The organism is Moraxella catarrhalis (assembly GCF_001632285.1).
Classification (GTDB): domain Bacteria; phylum Pseudomonadota; class Gammaproteobacteria; order Pseudomonadales; family Moraxellaceae; genus Moraxella; species Moraxella catarrhalis.
On the sequence record NZ_LWAH01000016.1, the window covers coordinates 327451 to 341379 of the forward strand.

15 protein-coding genes are annotated in these 13929 nt (G+C 41.8%); 7 read left to right on the forward strand and 8 right to left on the reverse strand.

Annotated elements, in window-relative coordinates:
- Positions 1-95: 95 nt before the first annotated feature.
- Genes dnaQ through mnmD form a run of 6 tightly spaced genes read left to right on the forward strand, consistent with a single transcriptional unit; the run spans position 96 to position 6642 of the window.
- The gene (gene dnaQ, locus A4U55_RS07875; protein WP_003658268.1) at positions 96-1394 is read left to right on the forward strand and encodes a DNA polymerase III subunit epsilon; all 1299 of its coding nucleotides are present in this window, start codon (positions 96-98) and stop codon (positions 1392-1394) included.
- Entirely contained in the window at positions 1391-2242 is an 852-nt protein-coding gene (nudC, locus tag A4U55_RS07880; protein WP_003658270.1) for an NAD(+) diphosphatase, read from the forward strand. The genes dnaQ and nudC overlap by 4 nt, the downstream gene beginning before the upstream one ends.
- A 13-nt stretch (positions 2243-2255) precedes the next feature.
- Complete coding sequence (locus tag A4U55_RS07885) at positions 2256-3083, forward strand: RnfABCDGE type electron transport complex subunit B (RefSeq protein ID WP_003659712.1); 828 nt, start codon at positions 2256-2258, stop codon at positions 3081-3083.
- A gap of 18 nt (positions 3084-3101) precedes the next feature.
- Positions 3102-4370, forward strand: coding sequence for a DUF2868 domain-containing protein (locus A4U55_RS07890; protein WP_003659711.1), 1269 nt, complete (start codon positions 3102-3104; stop codon positions 4368-4370).
- An 18-nt stretch (positions 4371-4388) separates the two neighbouring features.
- Positions 4389-4682, forward strand: coding sequence for a YciI family protein (locus tag A4U55_RS07895; protein WP_042510321.1), 294 nt, complete (start codon positions 4389-4391; stop codon positions 4680-4682).
- Positions 4683-4695: 13 nt separating this feature from the next.
- Complete coding sequence (gene mnmD, locus A4U55_RS07900) at positions 4696-6642, forward strand: tRNA (5-methylaminomethyl-2-thiouridine)(34)-methyltransferase MnmD (protein ID WP_063454221.1); 1947 nt, start codon at positions 4696-4698, stop codon at positions 6640-6642.
- 31 nt (positions 6643-6673) lie between these two features.
- Here the strand turns inward: mnmD and A4U55_RS07905 are convergent, their stop codons facing one another.
- Entirely contained in the window at positions 6674-7321 is a 648-nt protein-coding gene (locus tag A4U55_RS07905) for a MarC family protein (RefSeq protein ID WP_003658280.1), read from the reverse strand.
- A 157-nt stretch (positions 7322-7478) separates the two neighbouring features.
- On the opposite strand from A4U55_RS07905, the gene queC reads away from it, so the two are divergent.
- The gene (queC, locus tag A4U55_RS07910) at positions 7479-8177 is read left to right on the forward strand and encodes a 7-cyano-7-deazaguanine synthase QueC (RefSeq protein WP_003666257.1); all 699 of its coding nucleotides are present in this window, start codon (positions 7479-7481) and stop codon (positions 8175-8177) included.
- A gap of 65 nt (positions 8178-8242) precedes the next feature.
- Here queC and pyrF read toward each other — a convergent pair whose 3' ends face one another.
- From pyrF to ung, 7 genes are all read right to left on the reverse strand, one after another.
- Complete coding sequence (pyrF, locus tag A4U55_RS07915) at positions 8243-8935, reverse strand: orotidine-5'-phosphate decarboxylase (RefSeq protein ID WP_003659705.1); 693 nt, start codon at positions 8933-8935, stop codon at positions 8243-8245.
- Positions 8936-9064: 129 nt separating this feature from the next.
- The gene (locus A4U55_RS07920) at positions 9065-9466 is read right to left on the reverse strand and encodes a lipopolysaccharide assembly protein LapA domain-containing protein (protein WP_003659703.1); all 402 of its coding nucleotides are present in this window, start codon (positions 9464-9466) and stop codon (positions 9065-9067) included.
- 18 nt (positions 9467-9484) lie between these two features.
- A complete protein-coding gene (locus A4U55_RS07925) occupies positions 9485-9784 on the reverse strand; it encodes an HU family DNA-binding protein (RefSeq protein WP_003658286.1) in 300 nt (99 codons plus the stop codon).
- 212 nt (positions 9785-9996) lie between these two features.
- Positions 9997-11673, reverse strand: a complete 1677-nt coding sequence (gene rpsA / locus A4U55_RS07930) for a 30S ribosomal protein S1 (protein WP_162839434.1) — start codon at positions 11671-11673, stop codon at positions 9997-9999.
- 230 nt (positions 11674-11903) lie between these two features.
- Positions 11904-12617 carry a (d)CMP kinase gene (gene cmk, locus A4U55_RS07935; protein WP_063454256.1) on the reverse strand — a complete coding sequence of 238 codons (714 nt, stop codon included), beginning with the start codon at positions 12615-12617 and terminating at the stop codon, positions 11904-11906.
- Positions 12618-12660: 43 nt separating this feature from the next.
- Complete coding sequence (tadA, locus tag A4U55_RS07940; protein WP_003658294.1) at positions 12661-13206, reverse strand: tRNA adenosine(34) deaminase TadA; 546 nt, start codon at positions 13204-13206, stop codon at positions 12661-12663.
- Positions 13207-13215: 9 nt separating this feature from the next.
- Complete coding sequence (gene ung / locus A4U55_RS07945; protein WP_003659698.1) at positions 13216-13923, reverse strand: uracil-DNA glycosylase; 708 nt, start codon at positions 13921-13923, stop codon at positions 13216-13218.
- Between the last annotated feature and the right edge of the window lie 6 nt (positions 13924-13929).

Here is a 13929-nt window from a genome sequence, read left to right on the forward strand (position 1 = left end):
CACACTCAAAGTCTCTGCATAGACCAAAAAATTCGCACAAAATCCTTCAATGATTTATAATAGTCTAATTACTATCAATCATACGAGCAAACACCATGAGCCAACTTAATATCGCTTATACCGACGGCGCCTGTAAAGGCAATGGAAAACAAGGCGTATCTGCAGGCGGTTGGGGCGTGTATTTGCATTATTTCAATGGCGATGAGCGGCATCTGTGGGGCGGTGAGCCTGATACGACCAATAATCGCATGGAATTGATGGCTGCCATCACAGCTTTGGAGGCAACGCCTGCACAGATTCCTCTGCAACTTTGGACAGATTCAGGCTATGTTAAAGATGGCATAACTCAGTGGATTGGCGGTTGGAAGTTGCGTGGTTGGAAAAAAGCAGATGGCAAGCCTGTCTTAAATCAAGACCTATGGCAACGATTGGATCAGCTGACCCAAAATCGCATCATTGATTGGCAATGGATCAAAGGCCATGCTGGTCATGCTGGCAATGAGATGGCAGACCAACTGGCCAATAAAGGCGTTGATGGTTTTGGAGATGAGACCCTCCCCAATCCCATCGTTCACAATGACGAAAATTTTATGATAAATACACCCAAACCAAAACACCCCTATGCTTACAACACCATCCAAAACCCTGATTATGATGGTGATACCAGTCGTACCAATACTGATTTTTGGCCAATTTTACCCAAGCCTGACAATCGAGACGCACCCGAAAGACAGCTGATCATGGATACTGAAACCACAGGTTTTAATGAAGCTGGTGGTGATCGTATCGTTGAGGTCGGAATTGTTGAATTGGTTGGGCGTAAATTCACAGGCAATATTTTACATGTGTACATCAATCCTGAAAAACACATGGATGATGCAGTCATACAAGTTCATGGCATCAGTAATGCGTTTGTCGCAGATAAGCCCAAATTTGCTGAAGTTGCTCAGCAGATTTATGAGTTTATGGCAGGCAGTGAGGTCATTGCGCACAATGCCGCCTTTGATATGAAATTTTTAAACATGGAATTTAACCGTGCAGGTTTAAGTAATTTTGCAAACAGTGTTAAAGTTACCGATACACTAGCACTCGCCAAACAAATGTACCCTGGTCAAAAAAACAGCTTGGATGCTCTAGTAAAACGGCTTGGCGTCGGTCAAAAAGATCGTACCTTTCATGGGGCGTTGCTTGACTCGGAGATCTTAGCTGAGGTGTATTTGGCGATGACAGGCGGTCAAATCGCAATGGCAATTGACGATGATAACACTGGTGGCAGCAATACTCGTAGTACAGGATCTGCATTTTACGATTTATCTCAATATGCAGACTCACTGGCACTTTCTGAGTCTGACATTGAGGCTGATGCTCTATGGCGTGCCAAGGTGTTATCATGACAGCGAACATTTGGATCGTACAAGGCGATGGTATTTTATGTACAAGCGATGGTTTGCCATTTGTGCTTAAGTTGTCCAATGTACCAACCAAAGCCATTCATTTGGGTTTTGCCGAAACGCATAATAAGCAGTCTTTACTTTTGTGTTCACCAAATCAGTTGCCGATTAGTCATGCCATGGATATCAATGATGCCATCAAGCTTGGGTTGATTTTTGCTTATGGTGACGGCTATGACACCAAAACAGTCAGAAATCTAAAAATAGTCAGTTTTCGTGAATTTTTGACTGTGATGGATAATAAGATGCTAAACTTGATGGCTCGTGCAATCATGCTGATTGGTTGGCACAATGACCATCAGTTTTGTAGTCGCTGTGGTGCTAAGACGACACACCACCCCCAAGGAGAACATGCTAAAATTTGCCCAAAATGTCGTCATCATGCCTACCCTAGGGTACAGCCTTGTATTATTGTTGCCATCACTCGCATTCATCCCAAAACCCATAAACAACAAATTCTTTTGGCGCGTCATCACCACCATAAAAGTGGCATTTATGGCTTGATTGCAGGCTTTGTTGAAGTTGGTGAAACGCTGTCCATGGCAGTTCATCGTGAAGTATATGAAGAAGTGGGACTATTGATTGATGATATTCGATATTTTGATAGTCAGCCTTGGCCCCATCCAAGTAATCTGATGGTTGGCTTTATCGCCAATTATAAAGAAGGTCAAATCAACATTCAGCGTAATGAACTTGTCGATGCCCAATTTTTTGATATTGATCAGCTGCCACCCATTCCAAATCAAGGTACCATCGCATGCTCACTGATTCAAGCGGTGGTCACTGCCTAACTAATAAGATATCATGATTACATACACGACAGAACGCTTAGACAATTTACCCATCTTATTTCAGCCATTAAACTTACAAAGCTTAAGCAATGCTGATCGTCAGAGCATTGCCGCTATTGATGCTGCTTTACCGCAAACTCAATGCGGCTTATGCGGTCATCATGATGGCTGCCTGCCTTATGCTTATGGCATTGTCATGCACGGTGAAGCAATTAATTTATGTGTACCAGGCGGTCAATCCGTAACCGATACCATTGCAAATATACTAAACAAGCCTACCAAGCCTGCTACCCCAAGCCAATGGCAAATCGATCCACTAACCAACCGACCCAAAGAAGTACGGGCCATCATCCAAGAAGCGGACTGTATTGGTTGCACCAAGTGCATACCCGCCTGCCCTGTTGATGCCATCGTCGGTACCGCCAAACATATGCACAGCATCATTACCGATCTGTGTACTGGCTGTGAGCTATGCTTAGCCCCCTGCCCTGTAGATTGTATTGATGTCATACCGCACTTGCGTCAATTAAGTGATGCTGACAGAATCACAGAACAAAATCATCTGCGTCGCCGTTATCATCAGCATCTTGACCGAGTTGCCATGACCATCGAACAAGGCACAAAGCCGGTTGTGAGTACCATTGAATCTGCCATGGTGAATGTACTTAACCAACGCCAAAATACTGAAATTGATGAAATCCATGCCAAAAATGCAATTGCTGCGGCCAAGCTGCGTACCCAAATTAAAAAACTTAATAAACAATTAACACTCAAAGCTGATGCAGACCTACAAAATAAGCTTGACAAGCTAAATGCTAAGCTTAGTGAACTACAGCCCTGACGCTCATGAGAGTGCAACATGACAACCAAGACTAAAAAAGCACATCAGCATTTAGAAGTAATCAGACGGCTTGAAGCTCAAAATTATATTTTTACCCAAGATCCAAAAATCATCACCGAGGCTGTTAAGTTGGAAAATGGCACAGCATTTGATAAGCTATTTATCCGAGCTCAAAAAATTGACAGCGATGCACGCATTATGCAGATATTATCAGACACACAGCATGGTATCTTAAGTGTCATCAGACTGATTTATCTGCTTTATTTTATCTTCGCTCTCATTGGCGTTGCAAGTCTGCTTGGCACTCAAGCGATTAACTTTTTTTATTTGATGGTAGCGTTATTAGGTTGGCATACGCTTTCTTTGGTTTGGTGGCTGATATCACTTGCATTTTCGCACCGCCCATCGATGCTTAGCAGCGTCGTGGAACATATCGCCCTTAAAAATAAGCTGATTGAGAAGCTAAGTGCTTGTGATAAAAACATCCAAAAAGTTTGTTTTAGCGTCTTAAATGATACAATCAAACCCATCAAGCGATGGCAGATTGCCAGTATCTTACACGGCGCTTGGCTATTTGGCTTAATGGGTAGCATTTTGGGTATGCTGGGCTTATTTTTATTCAAAAGCTACAGTTTTCACTGGGAATCGACACTGCTGACCGATCATCATTTTGATCGTTTGATAACGATCATCGGCTATATTCCCAGTCAGTTGGGGATTGTGTTGCCCAGTGCGTCAAGTCAGACACCTGCACAATTTGCCATATTGGCGATGACAAGCGTTATCATCTATGCGATTTTGCCTCGTTTGGCAGCATATTTATATAGTCGTATCAAAGCACGCCAACAGTTTCGTATTGATACCAAAGCACCCTATTATGCCAATTTGATGAATTTTTATCGTCAAACCATCATTAATGCAGATGACTATCAGTCGCCTAAGCCTACAACGATTGCACCTATTGTATTAAGCGATCGATTAGTTATTGCTGCACTTGAAAAGCCTTATTATCATCATCCAATTCCAATCAATGCCATAAAAGATTTTGGCGTGATTGATACACACGCACAAATAAAGATGCTACTTGCAGACGCTTTGCACTTATCGGCACAAATTTATTTAATTATCAATACCGATACCGTACCTGATCGTGGCATAGTGCGTAAAGTAGAACGATTAGCTAGCCATCAATTTGGCATTATAGCGATGCTTGTTGGTGAGCAGATACACGATGATGCTTGGAAAGTGGCGCTAAATGAACGCCGTATCCCCATATTTAATCACTGATTCGTCCAAGGAGAAAACATGCCGTTATTTGTCATTATTGGTCACGATGTCGCTGACAGCCTAGATCAACGTACCAAAGCCAGACCTGCACATCTTGAACGCTTAAATACGCTGATGGCACACAATCGGCTCATTCTTGCTGGTCCCACGCCGATCGCACATGGAGAGCCTGCCATGAGTGGTAGCGTGGTGGTGGCTGAATTTGAGGATATTCATGCCGCCAAAGCTTGGGCAGAAGCAGATCCTTATATCATCGCAGGCGTGTATCATCATGTCGATGTTAGGCCTTTTATCCAAGTTCTTCCTAAGTAGTATGAGGCAACTCATGACAGACACGCTAAAAACCGCTGATATCGTATGGAAAGAAGATCACAATGGTTGTCTTATCCCCACATCACGGCATTTTGATGATATCTATTTTTCACAAGCTGGCGGTTTAAGCGAGACTTACCATGTGTTTATTCATGGTAATCGGTTAACCGAACGATTTGGTCAGTTAACCAAAAACGAGCGTTTTGTGATTGCCGAAACTGGATTTGGTACAGGATTAAACTTTTTGGCAGTTTGCCAGCTTTGGCAAAAAATAGCCCCAAAATCTACTCGATTACACTTTATTAGTACCGAAAAATATCCGCTTGGTCATGATGATTTTGCACAAGCATTATCTGCATGGCGTACTGACGACAGTTTTGGCGATTGGGTAGATGCGTTGATTCAGGTTTATCCACTGCCTTTGGCAGGATGCCATCGACTGCATCTGAGCGAAAAGATTACTTTGGATTTATGGTTTGGTGAGGCTTTAGATACCCTTAATGAAATTGCCAATAATCAACATGAGCATAGCATACGCATTGATGCTTGGTTCTTGGATGGTTTTACCCCTGCCAAGAATCCAGATATGTGGAGTGATGCATTATTTAAGGCGATGGCACAGCTTTCACATCGCAAGACGACAGTTGCAACCTTTACTGCAGCAGGATTTGTACGCCGTGGCTTGATTGATGCAGGGTTTGACATGGTTAAGTCAGCAGGCTTTGGGCGAAAAAGACAAATGCTATGCACAGCACCAATGCCAAATCAGCCTACCTTAAACCATTATCAGATAGGTTTTAAGCCCAAAAAGATCGCAATTATCGGCGGCGGTATCAGCGGCGTAAGCACCGCCGCTGCCTTAAGCTATCGTGGGCATGTGGTGCATTTGTTTGAGCCTGATGATATTATGGCAGGTGCGTCAGGTAATCCGTGTGCATTATTTTCACCCAAACTAACCTTGCTGGATCATGCCACCAATCACCTGCCTACGGTCAGTTTTTTGTATTCATATCGCCATTATAAAGCAATGAATTTGTACTCACAAATATTTGATCAGATTGGCGTTCTTGATTTTTTATTACCCAGTCAAAAAACTGCCAAAAAAAGACAAGCACTGATTGATGAATATCCAAAGTCGTTAATCAGTATCCACTATCCACAAAAAGACAGTTCTGCACTTGGCCAAGATCTGCGACAAACAAATATCGTTGCACACATTCCCATGGGCGGTATTTTATACCCGATTAACATTGCCAAGTTACTAAAAAAGCATTTTATACATCACCCTTTTAAGGTCGTACGCCTTCAAGAGCAAGAAAATAGGGTGGTATTGACAGCTTTTGATGGGCAAAGTCATCAAAATTTCAGCTTTGATCAAGTCGTGATCGCTGCAGGATTTGCCAGCCATCTCATTGATAATCGGCTGTTTAATTGCCGAAAAATTCGTGGTCAAGTTACTTGGCTTGCTCTTACCAACGGCGATGATCCAAAAAAGCCAACTCAAGCGACCAACGCCATCAAATACGACGGTTATAGCACCGAGTTTTTTGACTCTAAGAGCCAATCAAAATCCTTACTATTTGGCGCAAGCTTTATTCGCAATAATACAGAAACAAAGCTAAGCGATGATGAGCATCTTAGTAACTTTCAAAAATTTAGCCAAGCTTTGCCCAACTATTGCCAGTCTTTAAATATCTCTAAAGATACTCATTTTGAAGGTCGTGTTGGGATTCGTGCCCAAACGCCAGATTATCACCCTTTGGTCGGCAAAATTTCCGATAGTGACCATATTTTTTGTCTGTACGGCATGGGATCTAAAGGCTTTAGCTTTGCCCCTTTTTGTGCCGAAATATTGGCTGATCTGATGGATGGGGGCATTTTGCCCGTGTCATCTAAGCTATTGGCGAAACTATCGCCAAACCGTGATCGGCTAAACACGCCCATCCAAGAAGAAGATTAAAGATATTTTTGGTTTTAATTATTTGGGCTGATTATAATAAATTTGGAAAAATGGTTCTTAGACCTGCCACAACGATTTCTATCGCCACAGCTGCTAAAATAATCCCCATAATACGATTGATGATATTTAAGCCAGTATCGCCAAGCAATTTACTAATCCGCCCTGCTGCCATTAAAGACAAATAGCATAAAATACTGATGCATAAACCTGCAACAATGATGAGCGACATTCCCACAATACCACTTACTTGAGATGAGTAGATAATGACAGTGGAAATACCGCCAGGCCCAACCATCATTGGTATCGCCAGAGGCACCACGGCAATGCCAGTCAAAGAGCTTGGATCTTTTGCCTTGGGCTGGGATAATTCCAGCTCATCTTCATTGGGTTTGACAGGATTATTACCATCATTCATCATGCCAAGTGCAATCAAAAATAGCAAGATACCGCCTGCAACTCGAAACGACCCCAACGAGATGCCCAAACCACGCAACATGATCTCACCAAATAATGAAAAAAATGCAATCGCAATAAACACTGTTGCACTGGCAATCCGTGCAACACGGCGTTTATCCTCATAACTGTATCCATGCGTAAAATTAACGAACATTGCCAAAGCTGCCGATGGGTTAATCAGCACGATAAAGGCTAGAATAATTTTGATAATCTCAACTTCCATTCATTCCTCGGTACAGCAAATTTATATCGATTATGGCTACTTATTTTATCATGCTTTGGCAGTGTTTGTATTAATGAAAGGAATTTACCTAAAAAATAGTTGAAATATGTCATAATTTGGAGTATCTTTCTTGAAACTTTATCCAATGAAATGTCATATGAATAATAACCAAAATGCCGTTGTATTATTTTCAGGCGGTTTGGATTCGACCACCTGCCTGTACTGGGCAAAATCACAATTTAAAACTGTCACTGCGGTCAGCTTTTGCTATGGCCAACGCCATTCAAGTGAACTTCATGCCGCTCAAAATATCGCCAAAAAGCTTAGTGTTAGACATCATGTCATTGATATTGATATCGCAAAACTTGGTGGCTCGGCATTGACCGATATGAATCTATCGGTGCCAAATCACGATGAGTCTGTCACCTACAGCGATGCTGATCAGGTCGCACCGATTACTTATGTACCTGCACGCAACACCATCTTTTTATCTTATGCGTTGGCAGTTGCTGAAGTGACGCAAGCATCCGCCATCATCATTGGCGTAAGTTCGGTAGATTATTCAGGATATCCTGACTGTCGCCCTGACTATATCGCTGCCTTTGAAACTATGGCAAACCTTGCTACCGTTTCAGGTAGGCAAGGCAACCACCTATCCATTATTGCACCATTACAAAATTTATCAAAAGCCGATACCTTAACGCTTGGTATCTCATTGGGTGTGGACTACTCAATGACCGTTTCATGCTATCAAGCCGATGCGTTGGGCCGTGCGTGTGGTCACTGCGACAGCTGCCATCTGCGTAGACAAGGATTTATGGATGCTAAGATTGCCGATCCAACACGCTATCAATAAAAAGACTTATTCATTACCATAAATTAAGCCCTGTTTGGTAACAGGGCTTAATCATGTTAGTAAAATCAAATACCAGCTAAGATTGTATGAAGCTTATCATTAGGATTGGATGCATTTGTAATTGAACGCCCTATGACCAAATAATCCGAGCCATTTTGTAGTGCTTGAGCTGGTGTGCAAATGCGAGCTTGATCATCTTTAGCATCCTCGACCAAGCGAATGCCGGGCGTAATTAGTCTAAACTGTTTGCCAAATTTTTGTTTCAGAAGCTGTGCTTCTTGAGCTGAGCAAACAACGCCGTCTAATCCTGAATCATGAGTCAATCCTGCCAAATGGCGTACCTGCTCACTCACCGAACGCTGAATACCAAGCTCGGATAAATTAGCTTGCGTCATAGAAGTTAGCACAGTGACCGCAATCAATAATGTATCATAGCCCCCATCTTGTAAGCGGCTCTTGCACAAACGCATCGTATCAGTGCCAACCATGGCATGAATATTGGTCATCCATACACCCATATCAGCTGCCGAAAGTACTGCTTGTGCTGTGGTATTTGGGATATCGTGGAATTTTAAATCTAAAAAGACCTCAAAGCCACGCTCATGAAATGCCTTAATGATTTGGATACCACATACAGTAAATAACTCTTTACCCACTTTTAGGCGACACAGTGCTGGGTCTAAGCTGTCCGCCAAGGATAGTGCATCGTTTAAATTATGCTTATCAACAGCTACAATGATGGGTGAGGTAATTGCCATAAAATATCCTTGTGACCAATCATAAAAAGCCGTAGATGGTGGCTTTTTATTAAATTATGACGGCAATCATAGCATATTTTAATGGCATTCGCAATTTAGAATAACAGCCATCATTAATCGGGCGTTGAGTTATAAATTTGGATGATGATAGCCATCATTGGTAACTTGTTGTAAAGTAGCATCAGCCAAGGTTGGTTTATTTGGCTGATGCTCAAGTTCTAATCTGCGAATTTCTTCAGCTTGTTGTGCCAGTTGAAGATTGGCTTCACTAAGCTTGGCTTGAATGGATGCTTTTTCTTTTTTGAGACGACTGATTTCCCACTTATTTTGAAAAACACGAAATAATAACAGTGCAAGCAAAATCCCAATCAAAATGCCTAAAAAAATTGTTGCAACTAAAACTAAACCCAAGCTCATATTTGCAACACTTGAAAATAATAAATTAACAGCGATTGCTTGATTATTGAGAACGACAAGTGCCAAAGAATAAGCAAATGCCAGCACCAATAGGATGATTAAAATAATATGCATAATTAACCCTTTGTTTAGTCAGTCATTAACCAAATTCACCGATTCACGCAGTGCCTTACCAGGCTTAAAGTAAGGAGTGGCTTTGGCCTTAACAGAGACACTCTCGCCTGTGCGTGGGTTACGAGCAATGCGTGCAGAACGGTGATGTAAACAAAAGCTACCAAAACCTCTAACTTCAATACGCCCATCATACACCAACTCATTAACCATCATCGCAATCATTAGGCGTACTGCTTCATCAACAACATCTTCTTCTAACTCTTCACAGACTGATGCCAAATTTGCAATCAAATTAGATTTATTTATTACCGCTTGCATACGACCTACCTCAATCACAAATCAAGCTTTTTATCAAAAAAGCTGGAAATAATAACTTAAAACACAAAAAAAGAAAATAATTTTTTTGTTAAAATGTCACACATTCAAAATACATTCAAACCGTTAAAAATGATATTGAATCAATTTACTGCAATAAAAAGAGCGATGACCAACACCGCTCTTTTTAATAGGCTTAATCATATTCAGGACAATCAACCTTTAAGCTGCTCACCGAAAATATCGCCAAGTGTTTTTGGCTGTGTTTCAGCTGCTGTATTAGAAAGCTCTTTAATGGCTTGACGCTCATCAGCTTCATCTTTTGCCTTGATTGATAGGCTAATATTGCGAGATTTACGGTCAACGCCGACAATTTTAGCTTCTACTTCATCGCCAACGCTCAAGACTTTAGAGGCATCTTCGGTACGCTCACGAGCAATATCTGCAACACGCAAATAACCTTCAACTTCATCGGCCAAAGTAATCACCGCACCTTTAGCATCCACTTCTTTTACTGTACCTTTAACGATAGCACCACGATCATTTGATAGCAAGTATTCATTAAATGGATCAGAGTTTAGCTGCTTAATGCCTAGGCTGATACGGTTTGCTTCTGCATCAACAGACAATACGACCGCCTCAACGGTATCACCTTTTGAGTAATTGCGGATGGCTTCCTCACCAGACTCAGTCCATGAAATATCAGATAGGTGTACCAAACCATCAATACCACCTTCTAGACCAATAAACAGACCAAAGTCAGTGATTGATTTGATGGTACCGCTGATTTTTTGACCTTTTTCATGGTTTTTATCAAACTCAGCCCATGGATTTGGCATGGTTTGTTTGATACCAAGGCTAATACGGCGACGCTCACCATCAATCTCAAGAACCATCACATTCACCTCATCGCCCACTTGAACAACTTTTGATGGGTGAATATTTTTGTTCGTATGGTCCATTTCAGAGACATGCACCAAACCTTCAATACCTTCAGCGATTTCAGCAAAGCAGCCATAATCAGTTAGGTTGGTTACACGCGCTTTGGTGATGGTACCCACTGGATAAGTTTGCTCAACTTCAGTCCATGGGTCAGCACCCAATTGTTTTAGACCCAAGCTAACACGGTTACGCTCACGGTCAAATTTAAGAACTTTTACTTTAAGGTCTTGACCGACTTCCACTGCTTCTGATGGGTGCTTGATACGCTTCCACGCCATATCGGTGATGTGCAATAGACCATCAATACCGCCTAAATCAACAAATGCACCATAATCAGTTAGGTTCTTAACGATACCTTCTACTTCCATGCCCTCTTCTAGCTTGGCTAGTAGCTCATCACGCTCTGCTGAATTTTCAGCTTCCATAACAGCACGGCGTGATACAACGATATTGTTGCGTTGTTTATCAATTTTAATGACTTTAAATTCAAGCTCTTTGCCTTCTAGGTGTGTCGTTTCACGAACTGGGCGAACATCTACCAATGACCCTGGAAGGAATGCACGCACTGAACCAATCTCAACAGTGAAACCGCCTTTAACTTTAGATGAAATAACGCCTTTAACGATTTCATCATTTTCGTGTAGTTGTTCAAGCGCACGCCAGCTTTCTTCACGCTTCGCTTTTTCGCGTGAAAGCACAGTTTGACCCATGCCGTTATCTACAGCTTCAACTACAACATCAATGCTGTCGCCTACTGCCACTTCAAGCTCGCCAGCTTCGTTTAAGAACTCTTCACGAGCAACGATACCTTCAGATTTAAGACCTGTATCAACTGTAATCCAATCGCTGTCAATAGCAACGACCGTTCCTGAAATCACTGAGCCACGCTCAATGTTAAGACCTTGTTCTGATTGGCTTGCTTCAAACAGTTCAGCAAATGATACCATTATATTTACCTTAAAAATTAGCCGTAGCCTGTCCAGCACAGTACGGTTCAAGTGATGTATAGTCATTAAGAAATGCTGGTTTTAAACTTAATGACAACACAAAAATATATTAAACCTGTTAATTATAGCAGATTATAATCCCAATAGATAGTATTTTTTATGTTTTATCTCTTAAATGACAAACTTAAATGGCAAAGTCTTAATTAATAAAGTTATTTTTAGTCAGCATATCATCATTCAGATAATTTTTGTTCTATAAACTGCATTGCTTCTTCAAAAACCAAATCGGCTGACTTATCTGAACTATCAATCAATAACGCATCATCGGCAGGACGACTTGGGGCAACTGATCGATTTTCATCTCGCTCATCTCGTGCGATGATATCCGCCAATATATCATCAAAATTTGCCTGTTTTCCTGCTTGAGTTAATTGAGTAACACGCCTTTTGGCACGAGCCTGAGCGCTTGCAGTGAGATAAATTTTTGCATGGGCATGAGGAAAAATCACCGTACCCATATCTCGCCCATCTGCCACCAAGCCAAGCTTGTTATCTGCGATATTTCTTTGTAAGTCAAGCAGTGCTGAGCGTACTTTTGGAAATGCTGCAACAATAGAAGCATAGCCGCCGACAGTTTCATTACGGATATCATCACGCAATGGCTTTTTATCAACATAAATATCAATGGTTCGTGTTTTAGCGTTTGGGCAAAAACTTAAATGAAGCGACTGCACCAAATCAGATAAGGCAAGCTCATCAGGGGTGTTATCAAGTAATCCTGCTTGATAAGCCATCAGCCCAACAATACGATACAACGCACCGCTATCTAATAGCTCAAAACCAAAATGCTCTGCCAGCCGATAAGCCAGCGTACCTTTACCCGCACCGCTTGGGCCATCAATGGTGATAATGATTGGTTTATCTGAATTTATCTGTAAATCAGTCATAAAATTGTGTTTTTTCATAGATATGGTAAGGTATGTTAAATTATTAGGCTTGGGTTTTTAATGCTCTTTTTTCTTGGCGTCGCTGCCTAAAAAAACCACTCAATAAGGCACTACTTTTATCTGCCAAAAGTCCGCCATAAACACTTAAGTGATGGTTATAAAACACCTGTTCTGGTAATTTTAGCTGACTTACAACAACGCCAGCTTTCGGTTCAAATGCACCAAACACAACACGGCTTATGCGAGCATGAATCAGCGCACCAAAGCACATCGTGCAAGGCTCTAGCGTTACATAAAGTATACAGCCTTTTGGTAGGCGATAGTTATTTAGCGTCTCACACGCCCGCCGTACTGCCACAATTTCAGCGTGTGCTGTCGGATCTTGGGTAGTGATTGGGCAATTATAGCCTTCACCTAAGATCCTACCCTCGTATACAACCACTGCACCGACAGGAATTTCACCAAACTTAGCACCTTGTTTGGCAATCTCCAAAGCACGATTCATCATCTCAACATCACGCATCGACCAAAAGTGATACTGATCATAACTGATATTAGAATTATTAATGTAATGAAATGGCACTATCATATTTGGCAACTATTGAGGCAAAGCCCAATTGATCGGTGTTTTGCCATGGCGTTGCAAATACTCGTTTGTGCGTGAAAATGGTCGAGTGCCAAAAAATCCCCCACGATTTGCCGCCAAAGGTGAAGGATGGCTTGCGGTTAGCACCAAGTGTTTTGATGTATCAATAAATCGACCTTTATGTTTTGCATAGCTGCCCCATAATATAAAAACCGTCTGGTCGGTATAATTATTAATGGCTTCAATGACGGCATCAGTGAACTCCTCCCAACCTTGTTTTTGATGACTGCCAGCAAGACCTGCTTCAACGGTCAAGGTGGCATTCAGCAGTAATACGCCTTGCTTAGCCCAAAAGCTAAGATCGCCATGACGACTGATGGGCACGCCCAAATCATTTGATAGCTCTTTTAAGATATTTTGAAGGCTGGGCGGTTTTGGGATAAGTTTAGGTACCGAAAAAGACAACCCCATGGCCTGACCTATGCCATGATAGGGGTCTTGGCCTAAAATGACCACTTTAACTTGAGATAATGGCGTTAAATGAAATGCGTTAAATATTTGATTTTTTGGGGGATAAATATTTTTTTGTTGATGATATTGCATCTTTAAAAAATCACGCAATTTATCCATATTTTCGCTAATCAAGGCAGGTGCAAGCGCCTGCTTCCAGTCATTGGGCAGCTGTACTCGCTCAAGAATGGCTTGTTGTTCTGGCGTCATGATTTT